The sequence below is a fragment of the Methylorubrum sp. GM97 genome (genome assembly GCF_024347855.1).
GTDB classification, from domain to species: Bacteria; Pseudomonadota; Alphaproteobacteria; order Rhizobiales; family Beijerinckiaceae; genus Methylobacterium; species Methylobacterium extorquens.
Map to the genome: position 1 here is coordinate 122284 of NZ_AP025942.1, position 19693 is coordinate 141976.

15 protein-coding genes, 1 tRNA gene and 4 pseudogenes are annotated in these 19693 nt (G+C 63.5%); 9 read left to right on the forward strand and 11 right to left on the reverse strand.

What is annotated here, in order from left to right; translation table 11 throughout:
- Positions 1-32 precede the first annotated feature (32 nt).
- The 3 genes from MSPGM_RS00595 to MSPGM_RS00605 are packed head-to-tail and all read left to right on the forward strand — an operon-like array spanning position 33 to position 4463.
- Positions 33-2285 (forward strand): ATP-binding protein, encoded by a 2253-nt coding sequence (locus tag MSPGM_RS00595; protein ID WP_261926094.1) that lies wholly within the window; start codon positions 33-35, stop codon positions 2283-2285.
- A gap of 1 nt (position 2286) precedes the next feature.
- Positions 2287-2748: a response regulator gene (locus MSPGM_RS00600; RefSeq protein WP_261926095.1), complete on the forward strand. Its 462-nt coding sequence runs from the start codon at positions 2287-2289 to the stop codon at positions 2746-2748.
- Between the two features lie 17 nt (positions 2749-2765).
- The gene (locus MSPGM_RS00605; protein WP_261926096.1) at positions 2766-4463 is read left to right on the forward strand and encodes a response regulator; all 1698 of its coding nucleotides are present in this window, start codon (positions 2766-2768) and stop codon (positions 4461-4463) included.
- Positions 4464-5356: 893 nt separating this feature from the next.
- Here the strand turns inward: MSPGM_RS00605 and MSPGM_RS00610 are convergent.
- Positions 5357-5668 (reverse strand): DNA-binding protein, encoded by a 312-nt coding sequence (locus MSPGM_RS00610; RefSeq protein WP_315974126.1) that lies wholly within the window; start codon positions 5666-5668, stop codon positions 5357-5359.
- A gap of 334 nt (positions 5669-6002) precedes the next feature.
- On the opposite strand from MSPGM_RS00610, the pseudogene MSPGM_RS00615 reads away from it, so the two are divergent.
- A pseudogene (locus tag MSPGM_RS00615) lies at positions 6003-6128 on the forward strand (IS3 family transposase); the annotation flags it as partial.
- Positions 6129-6313: 185 nt separating this feature from the next.
- Here the strand turns inward: MSPGM_RS00615 and MSPGM_RS00620 are convergent.
- Complete coding sequence (locus MSPGM_RS00620) at positions 6314-9298, reverse strand: VCBS domain-containing protein (RefSeq protein WP_261926097.1); 2985 nt, start codon at positions 9296-9298, stop codon at positions 6314-6316.
- A gap of 678 nt (positions 9299-9976) precedes the next feature.
- On the opposite strand from MSPGM_RS00620, the pseudogene MSPGM_RS00625 reads away from it, so the two are divergent.
- Positions 9977-10102: pseudogene (locus tag MSPGM_RS00625) on the forward strand (IS3 family transposase); the annotation flags it as partial.
- A 132-nt stretch (positions 10103-10234) separates the two neighbouring features.
- Here the strand turns inward: MSPGM_RS00625 and MSPGM_RS00630 are convergent.
- The 6 genes and pseudogenes from MSPGM_RS00630 to MSPGM_RS00655 all read right to left on the reverse strand — a co-directional run bounded on the left by MSPGM_RS00630 (position 10235) and on the right by MSPGM_RS00655 (position 12655).
- A complete protein-coding gene (locus tag MSPGM_RS00630) occupies positions 10235-10642 on the reverse strand; it encodes a helix-turn-helix domain-containing protein (protein ID WP_261926098.1) in 408 nt (135 codons plus the stop codon).
- A 250-nt stretch (positions 10643-10892) separates the two neighbouring features.
- Entirely contained in the window at positions 10893-11297 is a 405-nt protein-coding gene (locus MSPGM_RS00635; RefSeq protein ID WP_012251975.1) for a helix-turn-helix domain-containing protein, read from the reverse strand.
- Positions 11298-11903: 606 nt separating this feature from the next.
- Positions 11904-12122, reverse strand: coding sequence for a hypothetical protein (locus MSPGM_RS00640; protein WP_261926099.1), 219 nt, complete (start codon positions 12120-12122; stop codon positions 11904-11906).
- Positions 12123-12133: 11 nt separating this feature from the next.
- Positions 12134-12271: a hypothetical protein gene (locus MSPGM_RS00645; protein ID WP_015821198.1), complete on the reverse strand. Its 138-nt coding sequence runs from the start codon at positions 12269-12271 to the stop codon at positions 12134-12136.
- Between the two features lie 72 nt (positions 12272-12343).
- Positions 12344-12532, reverse strand: a pseudogene (locus MSPGM_RS00650) (integrase core domain-containing protein); the annotation flags it as partial.
- A complete protein-coding gene (locus tag MSPGM_RS00655) occupies positions 12533-12655 on the reverse strand; it encodes a hypothetical protein (RefSeq protein WP_261926100.1) in 123 nt (40 codons plus the stop codon). It abuts the pseudogene before it with no gap.
- A gap of 492 nt (positions 12656-13147) precedes the next feature.
- On the opposite strand from MSPGM_RS00655, the gene MSPGM_RS00660 reads away from it, so the two are divergent.
- The 4 genes and pseudogenes from MSPGM_RS00660 to MSPGM_RS00675 all read left to right on the forward strand — a co-directional run bounded on the left by MSPGM_RS00660 (position 13148) and on the right by MSPGM_RS00675 (position 16020).
- A complete protein-coding gene (locus MSPGM_RS00660; protein ID WP_253386873.1) occupies positions 13148-13603 on the forward strand; it encodes a carboxymuconolactone decarboxylase family protein in 456 nt (151 codons plus the stop codon).
- 210 nt (positions 13604-13813) lie between these two features.
- Positions 13814-14562 (forward strand): annotated as a pseudogene (locus tag MSPGM_RS00665) (SDR family oxidoreductase).
- 94 nt (positions 14563-14656) lie between these two features.
- Entirely contained in the window at positions 14657-15019 is a 363-nt protein-coding gene (locus MSPGM_RS00670; protein WP_261926101.1) for a cupin domain-containing protein, read from the forward strand.
- Positions 15020-15114: 95 nt separating this feature from the next.
- Entirely contained in the window at positions 15115-16020 is a 906-nt protein-coding gene (locus tag MSPGM_RS00675) for a sigma-70 family RNA polymerase sigma factor (protein WP_261926102.1), read from the forward strand.
- 497 nt (positions 16021-16517) lie between these two features.
- Here the strand turns inward: MSPGM_RS00675 and MSPGM_RS00680 are convergent, their stop codons facing one another.
- From MSPGM_RS00680 to MSPGM_RS00690, 3 genes are all read right to left on the reverse strand, one after another.
- Positions 16518-17540: an efflux RND transporter periplasmic adaptor subunit gene (locus MSPGM_RS00680; RefSeq protein WP_261926103.1), complete on the reverse strand. Its 1023-nt coding sequence runs from the start codon at positions 17538-17540 to the stop codon at positions 16518-16520.
- Positions 17541-18355: 815 nt separating this feature from the next.
- The gene (locus MSPGM_RS00685; RefSeq protein ID WP_261926104.1) at positions 18356-18595 is read right to left on the reverse strand and encodes a helix-turn-helix domain-containing protein; all 240 of its coding nucleotides are present in this window, start codon (positions 18593-18595) and stop codon (positions 18356-18358) included.
- Between the two features lie 907 nt (positions 18596-19502).
- A tRNA-OTHER gene (locus MSPGM_RS00690) sits at positions 19503-19608 on the reverse strand.
- Positions 19609-19693 lie beyond the last annotated feature (85 nt).

Consider the following 19693-nt stretch of genomic DNA (forward strand, 5'->3'; position numbering starts at 1 on the left):
GGTCTCATCGACCACTACGGGGATGACCTCGCTTGAACGTACGGAGCGCTGACACCTTCGCGGTCGATCTGACGGCCTGCGACCGCGAACCGATCCACATCGTCGGCAGCATCCAACCGCACGGCTTCCTGCTGACCGTCGATGCGGCGAGCCTGGTCATCGTGCAGGCGAGCGCGAATGCGCCGGCCGGGACGGATGTCGGCGCGGCCCTGGAAACCGCGCTTCCCGAACTTGTCCCCATCGTGCGGCGCTATCTCGACGATCAGCCGACCGAGGATGGGGCCCACTACCTGCGGACCGTCACCCTCGCCGCCGCGGCATCCCAGGCCTACGAGGTCGCGGCGCATCGCGTCGGCGGCCTCGTCGTGGTGGAACTGGAGGAGTTCGCCGACCCATCGGTCGAGGCCGGGCTCGACGCGCTCAGCCTTCGCCTGCGCGCCTTCGTGCAACGCCTCCGCCAGGCACGGAACGTGGAGGATCTGTGCGCCATCGTCGCTGAGGACGTCCGGCACGTCACCAGCTTCGACCGTGCCCTGGTCTACCGGTTCGACCAGGACTGGCACGGTACGGTGCTGGCGGAAGCAGGCAACGGTAACTTGCCTTCCTACCTCGACCTACGCTTCCCCGCCTCCGACATCCCTGTCCAGGCGCGCGAACTCTACCGGCGCAACCGTCTGCGCATCATCCCCGACGCCGGGTACGTCCCCGTCCCGATCCGACCGACGCTGACGCCGGCAGGGCCACCGCTAGATCTCAGCCAGTCCGTGCTGCGCTCCGTGTCGCCGGTCCACGTCGAATACATGCGCAACATGGGCACGCTGGCGTCCATGTCGGTCTCGATCCTCGTCGACGACCGCCTCTGGGGCCTGATCTCGTGTCACAACGCGGAGCCGAAGCGTGTGCCGCTCCAGGCCCGCAACGCCTGCGACTTCCTCACCCAGATCTTCGCCCTGCAACTCTCGGCGCGCGAGCGCGCCGCCCAGGCCGAGCAGCGCCTCGCCCTCAGTGCGATCCAGGCGCGCCTTCTCGGCTTCATGGCCGAGGAGGACAGCTTCGTCGACGGCCTCCTGAAGCACCCCGATGACGTCATGGCGCTGGTGAACGCCGCCGGCGCCGCCATCGTCACCGGTGACCGCTGCCGCCTGATCGGCGCCACCCCGGGCGAAACGGAGGTGCGGGCCCTCTATGACTGGCTCTCCGCCCGCGAGGATGCTGACGAGGTCTTTGCCACCGATGCGCTGTCTGACGTTCTGCCGAAGGCGGAGGCCTTCGCCGCACAGGCCAGCGGACTCCTCGCGATCTCGGTCTCGAAGAAGTATGCAAGCTATATCCTCTGGTTCCGGCCCGAGGTGGTGCGCACCGTCAAGTGGGGCGGCAACCCGGCCAAGCCCGCGACCCCCGCCCCGGAGGGCGGCCCGGACCGCCTGCACCCGCGGAAAAGCTTCGAGATCTGGAAGGAGACCGTGAAGGCGCGCTCGCTGCCGTGGTCCCTGCCCGAGATCGAGGCCGCCAAGGACCTGCGCTCCTCCGTACTCGGGATCGTCCTGCGCCGCGCCGAGGAACTCGCGGCCATGAGCGAGGAGCTCCAGCGTTCCAACAAGGAATTGGAGGCGTTCTCGTACTCGGTCAGCCACGACCTGCGCGCGCCGTTCCGGCACATCGTCGGCTACTCGAACCTGCTCAAGACCCGCGAGGCCACGAACCTTTCGGACAAGGGCCGGCACTACGTCGACACGATCATCGAAGCGGCCTTCTCGGCCGGCACCCTCGTGGACAACCTGCTGACCTTCTCGCAGATGGGCCGCCACGCCCTGAACAAGGTGTCCGGGGAAATGAACGCCCTCGTCGAGGAGGTGCGCCGGAAGGTCCTTCGCGACGTGCCGCCGGAACGGACGATCCGCTGGGAGATCGGCCCCCTGGGGCGGGCCTACGCCGACCCGTTCATGCTGCGGCTGGTCATCGAGAACCTCCTGTCGAACGCCGTGAAGTACACGCGCGACCGCCCGGAGGCCGTGATCGAAATCGAACGCGCGGCACCGAAGGACGGCGAGGCGGTTTTCTACGTGCGCGACAACGGCGCCGGTTTCGACATGGCCTACGTCGACAAGCTCTTCGGCGTGTTCCAGCGCCTGCACCGGGTCGAGGAGTTCGAGGGGACCGGCATCGGCCTCGCCAACGTGCGGCGCATCGTCGAGCGCCACGGCGGGCGGACCTGGGCTGAGGGCGCGCTCGGCAAGGGCGCGACCTTCACCTTCACGCTGCCCCTCCGGGGCGAGGGATACTGAGATGGCCGGCCTGAAGCCGATCCTCCTCGTCGAGGACAACCCGAACGACATCGAGCTGACGCTGGCTGCCCTCGAATCGAGCCAGCTGGCCAACGAGATCGTCATCTGCCGCGACGGTGCGGAGGCCCTCGACTGGATCTATCGGCGCGGCCCCCATGAGCGGCGGGCGCCGCAGGACCCGGCCGTGATCCTCCTGGACCTCAAGCTGCCGAAGGTGGACGGCCTAGAGGTCCTGGCCAAGGTGAAGGGCGACCCGACGTCCCGGGGCATCCCCGTGGTGATGCTGACGTCGTCTCGGGAGGAAACGGACGTGGTCCGTTCCTATGACCTCGGGGTGAACGCCTTCGTGGTGAAGCCCGTCGGCTTCGAGGAGTTCTTCGCGGCCATCAAGGACCTCGGCGTGTTCTGGGCGGTGCTGAACGAGGCGCCTCCGCACAGGGGAGGCTGGCCATCGAACGTGTGACTGGCACGCCGGGGCCCTTGCGCATCCTTCACCTGGAGGACAGCGACCTCGACGCCGAACTCATCGAGGCGGAACTCGACGGTCTCGGCCATCCGGTCGTGATCGAGCGCGTGATGACCCGCGACGCCTTCGCGGCGGCGGCGCGGCCAGGACGCTGCGACATCATCCTGGCCGACTACGTCCTGCCGACCTTCGACGGCGTCAGCGCCCTCGGCATCGCCCGGGAGCAATGCCCCGAGGTCCCCTTCATCTTCTGCTCGGGCACCCTCGGCGAGGACGTGGCCGTCGAGGCCCTGAAGAACGGGGCGACCGACTACGTCACGAAGCAGCGGCTCGACCGCATGCCGCGCACGGTCGTCAGGGCGCTGGCGGAGGCGCGCGTTAAACGGGATAAGGCGGCGGCCGAGGCCGCGCTCCAGGCCGTGAACGAGACCCTCGAAGCCCGCATCGCCGAGCGGACGCAGGAGCTTGCTGAGGCGAACGCCGCGTTGCAGGCGCAGATCGCGGAGCGCGAGCGCGCCGAAGATGCGCTCCGCCTCGCCCAGCGTCTGGAGGCCGTCGGGCAACTCACGAGCGGTGTCGCGCATGATTTCAACAACCTGCTGACCGTCATTGCTGGCAACATCGAGTTCCTGGAGCGCGCCGTGTCGGACGAGCGCTCGAAGCGCCGCCTCGACATGATGCGCGGCGCCGCCGAGCGCGGGGCCCGGCTGACCGCGCAACTTCTTGCCTTCTCGCGCCGTCAGAGGCTGGTGCCGGCTCCCGTGAACCTGAACCAGACGGTCGCCTCGATGCAGGATCTCCTGCAAAGCTCCATCGGCGGCGCCGTGCACATCGAGACCGCACTCCAGACCGACCTCTGGCACGCCCTCGTGGACCCTACGCAGATCGAGCTCGTGATCCTGAACCTCGCCATCAACGCCCGCGACGCCATGGCGGTGGGCGGGCGCCTCGCCATCGAGACCGCTAACGCGACGGTTACCGAAAGTCCGACCCGGCCCGAGCTTCCCGCTCCCGGCGAGTACGCGATGATCGCGGTCAGCGACAGCGGGACGGGGATGACGCCGGAAGTGCTGGCCCGCGTGTTCGAGCCCTTCTTCACCACCAAGGAAGTCGGGAAGGGCTCGGGGCTCGGGCTGGCGCAGGTTTTCGGCTTCGTGAAGCAGTCGGGCGGAGGCATCCGGATCGATACGGTCGTCGGCGAGGGGACCTCGATCAAGGTGTACCTTCCCCGCGCCGAGCCGAGAGAAGACACGGTGGCGGCCTCAGATGCGGACACGGCACAGGTTCATCGCGCCGGGAACGCACCGACTCTACTCGTGGTCGACGACGACGGCGGCGTGCGGGAGGTCTCGGCGACCCGTCTCTCGGAGGCCGGCTACCATGTGCGCGAGGCAGCATCCGGCCTGCAGGCGCTCGCAGCGCTGGAGGCCGACCCGAGTGTCGACCTCGTCGTCATCGACTTCGCCATGCCGGGCATGAACGGGGCGCAGACCGCGGCGGAGATCCGGAAGCGCTGGCCCAGCATCCCGATCCTGTTCGTGACTGGGTTCGCGGACACCTCGGCCCTGGCGCAGGCCGGGTCCGCCGGGGCTGACGCCATCGTCCAGAAGCCGTTCCGGGTGGGCGAACTCGAACGCAAGGTCACCGCTGCCCTGGCGACGCGAGCGGGACCGAACCTGCGGCTCGTCTCGGGTCGAGCGCACGGCTCCTGATCGAGGAGAAGCCCTTTTTCGGCACGCTGACTGAGGCTGGCTGTCAGTCGATTCCCGGGTATCGGTGTCGATGCGGTTCGGGACGAGCCGCGAGGGCCCGCCGATCACTTGATATCGGTGGGAAGCTGACAGGCGAAGAGAACCTTCCTGCACGCCGAAGCGGTGCTGTAAGGCGTGAGCTCGGTTCGCGGGCTCCGACCGAGCCTGTGAGGTGATCTGCCGGGGGCGCGCAAGCGTCCTCGGGCAGGCCCGGTCGAGCGGGCGGGGGATCACGTGGCGAGGGCCGCTCGACTCGGCGGCTATCGCGTAACGGGTCACGTTCCCCGTTACGCGAACCTTGGCGCGGACGGCCGGCCCCACAACATTGGCGTCCTTTTCACGACGACCGACCGATGCTTGCGAACACTCCCATCTGGCCCGTCCCTGGCGGGGCGACCGACCTCGGCGAAGCCGTCCCCGGCGTCGGCCAGGCGGATGAGGTGGAGCCGCAGCCATGCCGGGATCAGCGGCAGCCCGGCTCGCTCGGCGCGCTCCTTGAGTTGGTCCGGCAGCGACAGGTGGATGGCGTGGACCCACATCGCCCCCCGCTGTTCGAGCACGCGGGTGACCGCTACGCGCACGTCGGCCCAGACCGGGTCGGCGGCCTCGGCGGTGTGCCGGTCGCGGACTTTGCCCTAGACGGGGTTGAGGTCCGTAGGCGCGGGGACCTTCACCGGCTCCGGCTCCGGGGATGCGACCGCGGGCGGCGCCGCGCGCAGCCGGGCGAGGTCGGCCTCCAGCATCGCGACCCGCGCCTCCAGCAGGTAGACCTGCGCCAGGGCCTCCTCCAGGATCTCCCAGTGGCCGGCTTTCCGGGCCGCCTCGCCCTCGGCCTCGGCGATCCGGTGGCGGGTTTACTCGATGCGGACGTGTTCGAGGAACGCAGTGCCGAAGGCGGCGAGTTGACCCTGCAGCGCCTCCGGCAGTTCGGCCTGCTCGATCAGCGGCCGGTAGCCGACCCTGGCCTTCCATTCCGCGAGCTCGCGGGCGATGTCCCCGAAGGAGCCCTTGCCAAGCGCCTTGCGGACGGTGCGCACCGAGACCCGGGGCTTGGCGCCGTCGGCGTCGCGGGCCCTGGCCCGTATCCTATCCGCCGCCGCCCAGACGTCCTTCCTCGCGACTATGCCCGCCCCCGATCCGATGCGGTCAGGATGCGTGACAGCGATGAAGAAATGGTCGCCCCTTCCGAGAGACCTTAGTCGGAAGGGGCCGTAGCCTCAGGCCAGGGCTACCACGCGACGAGGATCTTGTGTCTCCCGGCTTGAACATCCCGGGCTGTGGCAGCTTGCGGGACAAGAGCGGCCATTCCAGAAGCCATGTTTGAAGGTCTGGAAGTGGCGCACAGCTGAACAAGCGGCATGCGAACTCCTGACCCCAAGCGGACATTCGACCTGTGCCCGCCGAAGGTCCGGATGGGGTCGGAAGCGGCGGTTCAGCGCCTGCCTGCTGACGGTCGGCTCATGGCGCACACTCTGACTGAAGACAGCCGTTCGCCGGCGGTCGCTCGGCTACCGACCACCGGCCCCGGAGGTGTTCGTGCCGGCCTTCACCGCTTGGCCGGCCGCGCTTACCCAGTCGGCTCCGCCGGCCAAGCGACCCGTGGAGCAAAGGCCGACCCTGCACTAACTTAGAACTTGGACCACCGCGTGCAAGCCGATCATTACCTCTATGAGTGTATTAGACAGCAGGATGGTCGGCTTAATGTATTACAGTCAAATCCGAAAATTTTTCCGTGATGAACGTTGAATTTAATCGGACACGGCCGCGGATTTAGCCCGCGGCCCTTTGTGATCTGCCGCAATTTTAGTTGCTCATATAATGAGCCCTAGGTTGTCGATAGCCCACCAGCCAGTATTGCTAACACCTAAACCGCTTTGCTGGCCTCCAACTACGTTGATCTGGAATTGATCTATACCAGAGAAATCTAGATCTACATGGTCGAAATGGTCGTTGCTTAACGAGACGAGCTTCGAATATGTCTGAGCGCCGTTTTTCATTCCTACAAATTGTACAGTGTTAGCATCGTTGGGGGTATCGCTAAAATGAGCGTAGGTGGAATCTGCGATGTCTAGCCCAGAGACGCTGAAAGTTCCTCCATTTGTTTTCGTTATGCTGCTGTATTTTCCTGCCCACCCGTTAAAGACGAACGAGTCGTTGTCGCCATTCCCGTACCCGTATCCAGTATTCAAGATGTCTGCCGTGCCGCTATAGAATGACCCATTGCTGTTCCAATTCAGACCACCATATCCGTCTGGAACGGGGCCGCTAGAAATATTGTCAAAATTGAGCACGAGATTTGGGGTCAATCCATCATTGGTGCCGGTGATGGTGACGTCGATGAGCTGGGTGTCGGTGCCGTCGAACGAGGTCACGTTCAGGGTGTCGTGCACCACCTGGTCCTTGGCCAGGCTATCGGCTTTGGCGTGGTCGAGCGCATAGCTCCACGCACCCGTGGTCTCGTTGAACGTGAACGAGCCGTAGGTCTTGGTCAGAGCCCCGGCGGCGATGGCCTGGAAGTGAGCCTCGCCGGTATCTACGTCCGTGATGGTCAGCTGGCCTGAGGTCGTGGTGACCGCGTCCTCGGTGACCGCACCGGTCGCAGTGCCGCCGATCACAGCCGCATCGTTGGTGCCGTAGACGGTCGCATCGATGACGTGCGTGTCGGTGCCGTCGAACGAGGTTACCGTCAGGGTGTCGTGCTTCACGTCCGTGCCGGTCAGCTTGTCCGCCTTGGCATGGTCGAGCGTGTACTTCCAAGCGCCGGTGTCCGCGTCGAACGTGAAGCTGCCGTACTGGCCCTCAAGGGCGCCAGCCGCCACAGCTTGGAAGCGGTTCTCGCCCGCATCCACGTCCTGCACGCTCAGCGAACCCTGTGTGAGGCCCTGGCCGGGTGTGTCCTCAGTGACGTTGCCGTGGTCGCCACCGCTGGCCACGATCGTCGCCGCATCATTGGTGCCGGTGATGGTGACGTCGATGAGCTGGGTGTCGGTGCCGTCGAACGAGGTCACGTTCAGGGTGTCGTGCACCACCTGGTCCTTGGCCAGGCTATCGGCTTTGGCGTGGTCGAGCGCATAGCTCCACGCACCCGTGGTCTCGTTGAACGTGAACGAGCCGTAGGTCTTGGTCAGAGCCCCGGCGGCGATGGCCTGGAAGTGAGCCTCGCCGGTATCTACGTCCGTGATGGTCAGCTGGCCTGAGGTCGTGGTGACCGCGTCCTCGGTGACCGCACCGGTCGCAGTGCCGCCGATCACAGCCGCATCGTTGGTGCCCTGGATCCTGATCGTCACCACACCGTCGCCTGTGCCGGTGGGAGCATGCCCATCATCAGGAGTGATGCGGTATTGCAGCTCGAGCACTTCGCTTTGAGCGAGGAAATCGAAAGCCTGCGCACCGGAGTTGAACGTCCAGGTGAATTGACCGCTTGTATGGCTGCCGTCGACAATGGTTCCTGGTGTGATATGGAAGTAGCTCAGGAGCTCTGCATTTGTCAGGCTGCCGGTCGGCCCGGAATGGGTCACGCCTGAGACAGCCACCGAGACCTGATCCACCACGTCGAGATCTATGACCGTGAGAGTGCCGGACGTCGCCAGACCTGCGTCGGTTTGGAGCAGCGGTGTTGCCGTTCCGGCACTGTCGCCCACGCTCGCTGGGGTGACCACCGGCGCATCGTTCGTGCCGGTAATCGTGATTGAAACGGTTTTGCTTACCGTCGAGGTACCATCGCTCAACAGGATCTGGAAAGACTCGACTTTGGTCTCCCCCTCGGCCAGGTATTGGACCTTGGTGCTATCGACAGTGTAGCTCCAACTGACCGAGCCGACGCCGTTCAAATCAGCCGTCTTGTTGACCGTGAGTGTGCCTAGCGCGGCCCCTGACGGCATGACGCTGACTGTATGCGCATCGTTCAGATCTGCATCCGTGAACGACAGCACGCCCTCAGCAGCCACATTGCCATCTTCGGTCACAGTCCCTCTGTCGGAGCCAGCCGTAGCGGCCGTGATCAACGCGTCGTCATTGGTGCCAGTCAGCGTGAGAGTCACTGGCTGAACTGAGCTGGCTCCTTGGCTATCTCTGACAGTGATTTGATACGTCACCGTCAATGTTTCGTGTACCCCAAGAAAATCAGCCAACTTATCGGCTAGGGCAAAGTCGACCTTGACTGAGCCGGTGCCACTACCGGTCGAATCCATTTTGGTGAGCGTCAGCGCACTTGCCAGGGCAGCTGCCGTATCGGCCGGGATGTGGGCTCCGCCCGTCCAGGTGACACTCGGAGCACCATAGCTCACTGTGTGTGTGTCGCTCAGGTCTCTATCAGTGAATGTCAGCGTAGTGGAAGCTGTCTCGGTACCCGAGCCAGATGTCGCACCCGCGATCTCCGTCATTGCGTGCGTGGCTGTATCAGCCGCCAGTATTGGCCCATCATTGGTGCCCTTGACGGTCACGTACACGGTTGCAGTGCTGATCGTGCCGTTCCCGAGTCGCTCCTCGTAGACGAAGGTGTCGACCGCTGTCTCGCCTTGCGCCAGCGCCTGGATTCGCGTTGCGCTAGCCGGGTCATAGTAAACCTGGCCGTCGCTGGTGATGTAAATGGTGGCACCCAGACTGCTTGTGGCGGTCTTAGCGACAGCCAGCGGGTCGCCCTGGCTGATGGAGTAGAGGGATTTGGCCGCACCGCCGGAGTCGTTCGCGAGGACGTTAATTTTTGTGCCTACGTCTTCAGCCGTAGTGACGTAGTCGTCCTTGGCCTGCGGCGTGTTGGAAACGGACGTCGCTGCGCCATTGCTCACAGTAGCCATTATTGCCCCCTCCCGCCCTCAACGCGTCGGCCCTGACGTCTTGCCAGTGACTGTTATTGGGCAATGATTAGCATCCAGATTTGAGGTGCGAAACCATCAAATGGGGGTACTGCCTTTAGATTTTTTAATTGGTACCAGTGGTGTTGCCGGGCCGGCACATGCTTTGTTGTCTCCCGATATTATACCGTTCCAATAAGGTTCAACATCTATTTGCATGTGATTTGCTGTCGTCTAGATCTATAACTTTTTATGTCATATCGAGAAAAGGCGCAGATATTGTATGTCTTTGCGTCAGTGTTGCCGGTCCGGCCAAAGCGGCGGCTTAAATTTGTATAGCTTTGTTCGGTGATAGTATTGGCGTTGCTGCGAAACAGTACTTCATATGGTAGGATTTTCAGATTTTACAATTTCTTAGGTTCCTGCGGGCTCTTCTCTGGTCTGTGTCATTGCTCTGACGGCCGTTGCGCTTCGAACTGACGCTAACGTTGTCCGTTCAGGGCCAGGGATGATTCCGTGGAAGGGAGCACCAAGTTGTCAGCCGTGCTGGTCCAGCAGACTGCTGAAAACCTGCTCAAGCCCTTGACAGAACTGCCACTTAACGCAGTGGGGGGGTGACCTGACCGGCTGGCATTGGACCGGGCTGACTGAGAGGATCAGCTATGACCGAAGGAGTCGGACATGCGACGAGGACAGAAGACGAGCGCGGAGCAGGTGGTGCTGAAGCTGCGCAAGATCGAGGTGCGGACAGCTCAGGGCAAGAGTTTAGCGTTGGCGTGCAAGGAGGCGGAGATCTCCGAGCAGAGCTGCGCGACGAGTGCCTGCGCCAAGAGATCTTCTACTCGCTCAAGGTGTGCAACCGCAATCATCCGCTTCCGCACCTTGGCCATGCGGTCGTCTTAGCGTTCGCTCAATTCAGCAATTGTCGGTGCCTCAGGCTCAGGCGCCGTGATCTTGCTCCATGCGAGCCGCGCTTCGAACGAGGGCCAGAACCTCGCGGCGTAGCCGGTCATCCTCGATCGTGATGAAAGCGTTCAGCAGATCGACGGCGCCTGGGGCACGCAGCAAATCGAAGACCTCTGTTTTCTCCTGCGCCGCGGCGGCATCCCCTTCCTCAAAGAAGACGGAGACCGGCGCTCCAAGTACCCGAGCGATGTCGCTCAGGCGACCGGCGCCGACGCGGTTGGCGCCAATCTCATATTTCTGGATCTGCTGGAACGACACGCCGATGGCAATGCCGAGCGCAGTTTGTGAGATGCCCCTCGACTTGCGCAAAGTCTGGATACGCAGGCCGAGGATAACGTCCTCCTTTGTCGCCTGCTTCGGCGATGCACTATGATCGTCCATGGGTTCATGCTCTACATTGCGAGTGGCGGGGCAACTTGATTGCGACCCGATCGCCGCCAACAGCCCCTAAGCAATGTATTTAGTTTGGGCAATCATAAGTTAAAAATCAAATGGCGGCGCGAGCATCGGCTTTCGCACCTCGGCCTTGCGGTCGTTATCGCTGGCGCCGCCCGCTGCGGCTTCCCAGAGGGCCGGCTCGTAAACCTGCCGCGCGGTCGAATGGTCCAGCGGGAGCCGGCATGAAAGTGAATCAGCTGTTCCGCACTTGTTCGACGCGAGCAACCGTGCGCACAATCGCCAGAACCTCGCGGCGCAGTTGATCATCCTCGATCTCGCTGAAGGCGCGCAGGAGATCGATGGCACCGTGAGTGCGTAGAAAACCAAACACCTCGGCTCGGTCCTCGCCCTCGCCCTCGTCGCCATCGTAGAAGGACGAGACTCGCACTTCGAGCACGCGAGCGATGTCGCTCAGACGGCTAGCGCCGACGCGGTTCATGCCGTTCTCGTACTTCTGGACCTGCTGGAACGTGACGCCGATGGCCTGACCGAGCGCGGTCTGCGTAAGACCCTTGGACTTGCGCAGCACCTGGATGCGCTCTCCAACAAGACGGTCCAGATCGGTCGCACGCTTTGGTCGTGCGTTCGGGGTGTCCATGGCATTAGGCCCTGTATTGCAGAGCAGCCGGCCAGGCTTGTGGCCGAGCCAGCCGGGCGGGGGCCTTAGCAACTCTCACGTCGGGATTTTCGTTGCGGCAATCAGATGCGCGTCAGTACGGGCGCCCGCTTTTGTACGACTTCCGCCGGTTATGCTCGACGGCGTCTCGTATTAATTTACCGCCGCCAGCATCCACTTACGCACCTCGGCCATGCGGTCGTCATCGCTGGCGCCGGCTCCCACTCCAGAACTCACCTATACTGCAGACGTCAAATATTAGTGGAAGTCAGGGGCATCCCTTTGTGCAAGATCGCCGGGCATGTCTTTCGCGATCCGGTCCTCAAGAACGCCGGCATTCTGGTCAAACTCGTCGGCCAAGCTACGAAGTTCCGAAGCGACCGGACTTTTCTGTTCGACTATAGTATCGGCTAGCTCCCGACAGAGGTGAGCTTTGGCTCGAAAATATGCTGCGAGGACCTTCATATCTCTTAAATGCCGAAGCCGTTGTCAAATGCGAGTCACAAGACTGCGTAGGACCGGCTAGGTCAAGCCGATGGGCCGAATAACTCAGTCCGCACAGTTTGGCGCCTGTTGGCGCAGCGTCGGTCACGTCCAGTCCTGATCCTCGGCCACAAACCACGCAGCCAGGAACTCGGCGCCCTGCTCGCGCAAGCCGGCCCGTCCCATGAACCGGCCGTTCTGATCCTGGATGCGCCAGAGGCCGGGGTGCTCGTCACAGGCGATCACGCGCCCGACCATCTCGCGGTCAACGACGACCGTAAAGGCGCCGGGCCCGCCGTCCTGTTTGAGGCTGTAAGTCTGCATCGCGCCCCCCCTCAGGCAGCCTGCAGGCTCCCGGCGAAGTCGTCCGGCACCTCGCCGAACTGCCCAAGAATCGTTGCGCCCTCGAGCTCACCGGTCTCGTCGTCGGCTACGATCTGCAGGGTGGCCGTGCCCGGCATGCGGGCCGCCATCGCCTCGGCCCGCTTCAAGGCCGATGAGCAGCCCAGACCTGACCGGTATTTTGGACCGGCCCATTTGCGAGGCTACTGCATGGTAGTGGCCATGGGTAGCCGGAAGGCCAGATCTGGGAAGCTGACAGGCGCGGGCGGCCGGTAGCCCAGCGACGAATGCGGCCGGACACGGTTGTAGATGTTCTGCCATGGGCCAATCACGACCTGTGCTTCTCTCAGCGAGTAGAAGATTTCCTGGCGTAGGCACTCGTCACGAAGCTTCTACTCGGAGACATCCGCCTCCTTGCACGCGACGGCGATGCTCTTGCCTTGCGCCGTCTGTACCTCGATCTGGCGCAGCATCAGCACGACCTGCTTCGCGCTCGGCCTCTGTCCTCGCTTCATTCCCAACTCCTCTGATCCAGGCTGATCCTCTCAATCAGCCCGGTCCCAAAGCCAGCCGGTCAAGTCACGGCGCAGCCATACGTAACCAAGCAGGTGCTCGCCGAGCTTGGCAACGCGTGCATCCAAGGTCCGCTCGTCCACCAAAAGCGCACCTTCAGCCTCTCACAAGCGAAGGTCCGTTGATAGCGCAAAGCTGAACAACCTGAGAGTGAACTCCTGACCCCAAGCGGACATTCGAGGTGCTGCCGCTAAAGGTCCGGATGGGAGCGGCGACCAGACCTTGGCGCTTCGTCCGGCAGCAGAAGTTCCGTGTCCGACCCATGACGGTCGACAATCGACCTGCTCAGCCTGCTTGGAAGAGGGCGTAGATGCGCTCGGCTGGAACATGATCCGCTTTGGACGAGAAAGCAGCATCGCATGTCACATCCGAGTCGCTCGGCTCGTCATGGCTTTGAACGTCGATCTCTGGCGCTCCGAGCACAAGGAAATGACATGAGCGAGAACAAGCGACTGGTCTGGAACGAGGTGGCTCCGCAGGGTGCCAAAGCGCTTTATGGCATTCACCACTACATCACCACTGGCACCGATCTACCCAATGAGCTGATCCATCTCGTCTTTCTGCGAGTGTCGCAGATTAACGGCTGCGCGCACTGCATCGACTTGCACACCCGGGATCTCCTTAACACGATGCCATTCGAGAAGGTCGCCCTGGTTCCGGTCTGGGCCGAGGTACCCCACCTGTTTTCTGACCAATACCGCGCCGCGCTCGCGTGGGCGGAGGAAGTCACGCTGGTCAGCGATACGCACGCTTCCGATGAGGCCTATGCGGCCGCAAGCACAGCCTTCGCGCCCAAGGATCTAGTGGACCTCACAATCACCATCGCCGCGATGAACGCGTTCAACCGCCTCGGTGCACCCTTCCGCCTCCCGGTCCAGGCGAAACATTAGTCGGTTCTACGCTCTGTCAGGGGCGGCGCCAGCGCCGTCCCGTTCCCGTGGATGTCAATTGATCTCCGGCGGCAGTTCCACGTCTCATGTCGCTAATTTTTTTTCTGGGGCATGTCACATTAAGACCGACCCGCCTCGTCATTTGTTCGACGGACGCCTGAAAGCGGCAAGGAGCCGCCCCGTCCGTTCTCGAACAAGGAGACGGGTACCATGAAGATCGTGGTCATTGGCGGAGGCGGCCTCATCGGCAGGCATCTGACGGCCGAACTGTCGCGACAAGGACATGAGGCCATTGCAGCTTCGCCGAGCAGCGGCGTCAATACGCTAACGGGCGAAGGCTTGGCCGGGGTTCTCGCCAGAGCCGACGTCGTCGTTGACGTGTCGAACTCTCCGTCCTTCGAGGACGCGGCGGTGCTGGCCTTCTTCGAGCGCTCTGGCCGCAATCTCCTCGCCGCGGAGCGCGAGGCGGGTGTGAAACATCACGTCGCCCTATCCATCGTCGGCACGGACCGCCTGGAGGGGAACGGATACTTCCTCGCGAAGGTCGCGCAGGAGCGATTGATCGCGGCTTCTGGCCTTCCCTACACCATCGTCCGGGCGACGCAGTTCTTCGAGTTCGTCGCGACGATCGCCCAGACTTCCGTCGCAGGCGACCGCATCGTTGTTCCCGATGCCGACTTCCAGCCGATCGCCGCCGCCGATGTAGCCGCAGCGCTCGCCGATGTCGCGCTTGCTCCCCGCGCAACGCGACGATCGAGATCGCCGGGCCGGACCGCCTGCCGTTCCGCGACTTCGTCGCCCACTCGATCGCATCCACCGGCGACCGTCGGGAGGTGCTTGCCGACAGGGCGGCGCGCTACTTCGGCGCTGCGCTCGATAAGGGTTCGCTTGTTCCCGAGCATGCGGAAGCGGCACGGCTCGGACCGACGCGGTTCGAGAGCTGGCTCGCTGCTGCCTGAACCGCTGCGCTTCTCCCCATCCACGAAGAAAGACCCTTCCATGTTCAGAGCATTTCTGCTGGGCGCCCTCGTTGCCGTCTCCGTCGTTCCTGCGATGGCGGCCGATGTTGCAAGGGGCGAGGCCCGGGTCACGACGATCTTTGACCATCCACTACCTTCGGTTCCCGGCAAGAGCCTGCGCGGCGTCCTCGTCGAGTACGGTCCGGGCGGGTCCTCACCGTCCCACACCCACGCCGCATCTGCCTTCATCACGGCAACTGTGATCGAGGGCGCGGTGCGCAGCCGGATCAACGACGGCCCGGAGAAAGTCTTCCGCGTCGGGGAGAGCTTCGTCGAAATGCCCGGGGATCACCACGGTGTCAGCGCTAATGCCAGCGACGTCGAGCCCTCCAAGCTCCTCGCCGTCTTCGTCGTGGACACGGCTGACCGGGTGTTGACGACGCCGGACCGGCCCTAACAGCGGCGGCACGGGAACTGAGCTGTTCAAGGCGGCAAGGATAGCCGATGGTCATCCACATTCGCTCAACCGGCTTCGTTTACGAGGAACGGGCCATGTCGCAGGCCGAAATTGCCACGGCGACCTTCGAGGTCCATCGCGCGCGGCTGTTGCGCATCGCCTACCGCATGCTTGGCTCGCGCAGCGAAGCGGAGGATGTCGTGCAGAATGCCTGGCTGCGCTGGGTGGCGGTGGACCAGACGAAGGTCTCTGCTCCCTATCCGTTCCTCGCGCGCATCGTTACGCGCCTCTGCCTCGACGAGATGAAGTCGGCCCGCGCCCGCCGGGAGACCTACGTCGGCGCTTGGCTGCCCGATCCACTCGTCGAGAACGAGGAGGATGGGCTGGACAAAGATGACCTAACGCTGACGCTGATGATGGCGCTGGAGCGTCTGTCTCCGCTTGAGCGGGCGGCATTTCTCCTCCACGACGTCTTCGGCGTGCCGCTCGGCGAGGTGGCGGATGCGCTCGACCGGGAGGCGGCGGCCGTGCGCCAACTCGCCGTCCGGGCACGGCGGAACGTGGAGGCTGCGCGTCCGCGCTTCCCCGTAGAGCGCGAAGAGGGCGAGCGGATTGCACAGGCCTTCTTCGCGGCATCCACCAGCGGCGACACCGCAGCGCTGCGTACACTTCTCGCCGAGAATGCGGTGCTGCGCTCCGATGGCGGCGGCAAGGTTTTGGCCTTCATCAACCCCATCACTGGATTGGACCGCCTCCTGCGCATGTTCGAGGGTGTGCGGCGCAAATGGGGTCAAGGCTGGGCGCAGATGCTCGAACCCGTCTGGATCGACGGCTTGCCCGGCTATATCAGCCGCGAACGCGGCGACGTTCTCCAAACCACGGCGCTCGCCATTGAGGACGGCCGGATCACGGCGATCTACATCACTCGCAATCCCGACAAGCTCCGCCACGTCGTGCAGACGCTTGAGGTGGCACCGGACCCTACCTCGCGGACACACTAATCAGACAGCGGGCGCCCCCGAGTCGCCCTACGCGACATTCAGCTCCTCAAGGTGTACCCCGGCCGTTTGAAGCTGAAGGCAATAACCGCCGAGGTCGCGGCCGACCGCCCCTTAGTCTTCGGTCGACAGTAGGAAGCAGGCGCGGCGCGATGTCCGCTCTTGCGTGCTGCCGACCGAAAGGGGACCAGCGGAAATCCAACTAACGCAGTCGTCGACCTTTGCCGCGTCAACAGCCTGGAAGCGGACCTGCTCGGGGACCGCAACGGGTCGAGAGCGTCGGTTCTGCGCGTGTCAGCCGGAGGTCAGCTCATGGCGCGAAGCTGAATTGGGCGAGCTCGAACTCCTGCCCCAAAACAGGCTCTCGCAATGTCCGATTCCTCGCAGTCTTAGGAACGACGCGAAAGATTGATGATGGCCCAAAGCTGCCAGTCTGCTTCAGGGAAGAGAACCGGAAAGGCGGTCGTCTTCCTCTCGATCATCGACCACCACTTAATCTTTTAGCTTGGGTCTGAGCGTGTTTTAGGAAACTCCAGCGGGAAGTTGTTGATCACGCGCCAGAGTTCGTAGCCCACCGAAACCGTCTCCATCTGTATCCAGCCCCGCGCCTTGGCTCCAAGCGGGATGAAATCGACCTGGGGCCATGCGAATCGTCCGGGGTCCTGCTCGACGAGCACGCGAAACAGGCCGCTCGCCTGGGCTGAGGGGTCGACGGTTCGCACCCGCCCGTCGAACATGCCATGGGCCACCGAGGGCCATCCGCTGAACTGGATGGCCGGCCAGCCCTCAAAAGCAAGGCGCACGCCCTGGCCGGGCCGGATTAGGGCAACGTCTCGCCCGTCGACCAACAACTCGACGACGCGTTCCGGCTCGTGCGGCGCGAGGGTGGCCAGGGTGTCTCCCGCGTTCACCAGCGTGCCGGCGGCGGCCGCGTTGATGTGGAGAATGCGGCCATCCCTCGGCGCGCGCACCAGCTGCGCCGATTGGCGGTTCACGGTCACTTCAAGGCGGCTTAGCTTGGCCTTAGCTTCGGCCAGTTTCGCCCGCTGCTCTGCCACGCGGATCTGGGCGGCCTCGAAGTTGCGCCGTGTCACGAAACCCTTCTCGGCGGCCTCGCGCGTCTGACTGACCTGGCTCTCCGCTACCCTCACCGATTGATCGGCCGCGGCGATCTCGGCCTCGACCTGCTCCCGCTCGGCAGCGAGCCGCTTGAGCAGGTATGGATCGTTGTCGACGAGGCGGGCGATGGGATCCCCAGCGCTGACTCGCTGGCCATCCTCGACGTACCAATGCTCCACCCGGCCCTGAACCAGGGCCGTAACCGTCTGAACCCTGTCGGCAGGGTTCGGCGCGATGACGCGCCCGGTCCCAGCCGAGGTCTGCACCCAGGGCACGTACAGGAGGACCAAAACTGCAAGGATGGTCGCGATAGCGATGATCCAGCCGAGGGCGACCGACGCTCGGGGAGGCCGCATCGCGGTCAGGGTGGGGAAGTGATGGAGGTGTTCAGGCCGCGACAGCATGGGTCCTATCCTTCAGCATTGTCTTATCGAGCAGCTCCTCACCCTCGCTGGCGCGCCCATAGCCATGGGGGCCCAGCCGGATTTGGTCGTTGTGGATTGGCATTGGGGGGCGCCGGGTGACAGCCGAGGCGTTTGGCGTCGGCACAGCGACGCCACGTCTGCCAGCTGAACGGAAGCAGGGGCCGGGCGCGCCGGCGTGGGATCGGACGACGTGACGTCATGCGGCGACCGTCGATTTCGGCCGTCGAATGACGGCCGCGCATCTGCGGATGTCGATCGGATGGGCTCCGCTACGCCGCACGTTGCCGTGCAAGGCGAGCGCGTTCCTTTATTCGAAGGAACGGCGCGGGTCGTCTCGCTTGACGAAGCCGCGTATGCAGCCGATCCTGAAGGTATCGGATGTCGATCCGATCCCGCCGGCCTTAGAGGTCAGTTTCGGCGCAAGATCGGTTGCGCCGAAACGCTCGCCCAGTCTCGTAGACGATAATGCACATTGGCTGCAATGCAAGCGAAACTTTCGATTTTCTGAGCGCGGCACTTCCGCGCCGCACGGGTTCTTTTGGATTGGACCCAGGACGAACTCGCCCGGAACGCTCGCGTCGTGCGGCGGACCATCGTCATGCTGGAGGCAGGAGGATGCCGAACCCAGTCTCGTAATGTCCAAGCGGTGCTGGCGGCACTTCAGGCAGGAGGGATAAGATTCGCCTGCAATGCGGACGGCGAGATCAGTCTGATCGATGCGAACACGCAGACCGGTGAGGACCGTGCATCGTTACGCCGCGGTGCAGGCCGAGCCGAGCGTCTGCGGACCAGGGTTAGCGGTCGGCGTCCGGTCGCTTTATGAGGAGCCAAGGCTCGAGCCGGAGGCCGGCAGCCAACCGCTCCAGGGTATCGATTGAGACGTTCCTCAGACCGCGCTCGACACCGCTGATGTATGTGCGATCGATTTCGCACAGGTCCGCAAGTGCGTCCTGGCTGAGCCCCTTCTCGGCTCGGATCCGTCGCAGGTTCGTTGCGAGGATCTCACGGAGAGCACCTGGATGCGTACGTTTCACCCGCGCATCGAGCGCGGCTGTGGACGATAAGGCGACGGACTTTAAGTCACAATCGCCACTGGAGCTTGCCTGACCGCACTACACCGAGCAGATCGCCCTGCACGCGACATCCCGGATCCGTTGGCGGGCGTGACCGGCGACGAGTCGATGGTCCTGCACACCCGCCTGCCGCCGAAGCAGGTCGGCACTGTACCCTGGGGCGGCTTTCCAGTGCCTCTAATCGTCCGCCAAGACGGAAACGATCTTCGTCGAGACGCCAACTTACTCCACGATGATTACGTCGTGAGCGCTGTGGCAATTCGATTCAGCTGCCGGCTGGTCGCTCCGGTTGCCGATTGTAGCGATTCTGGCGGTGGAGGCCGCTGCGTAAGTTGGCTGAGGTGAGCGGATGGAACGTTGATAACGCATCTTCTCCGCGATACCCTTATCAGGCATCTGGCCGAGTACCCTGCCTTGGCCGGCATCGGCTACGCCACCGCAAGTCGCCTGTAACTGACGTTTAGCGAGGACCTCCCACCTGTCCTGGGTGAGGGCGACGTGCCGCGCCTCGCTCAGATGGTTGGCAATCAGCCCATAGGCACCGCTCGCATAGACGCGGCGAGTTGGTCACCCCAGAACATCAACAACGTGCTGATCGGGGAGAATGCGGTGCTGCACTTTCCGACCTTCTAACAAGCGAACTGCGCCGGAGATCGAAGACGAGATGACCCATGGGCCTAACGAGGCTCATTCCTTCGTGCGACACCAATCGATTCGCTGGTGCGAAGGAGCGATACCCATGAAATGCCATATCGCGATGCGCATCCGCGACCTGGCGGGCATCAACGCTTGTGCGACCCATTTGCGACCCAGGTCATGGGAAGCTGACATTCTGGATCGGGTATTTGAGCTAAGTCATTGGAGATATTGGTAGCGAGGGAGGGATTTGAACCCCCGACACAAGGATTATGATCTGAGCGCGAGCACGCCTAAGTCATTGATCCTGCACGCTCCGACCCAAAGCTGCGCTAGCGGTGCGCTAGACGATGAAGCGGTCAGCTAATAAGGCCTGCGATTCTGCTTTGGATATGACGAGTTTAGCTGCGCCCTGGCGAATCA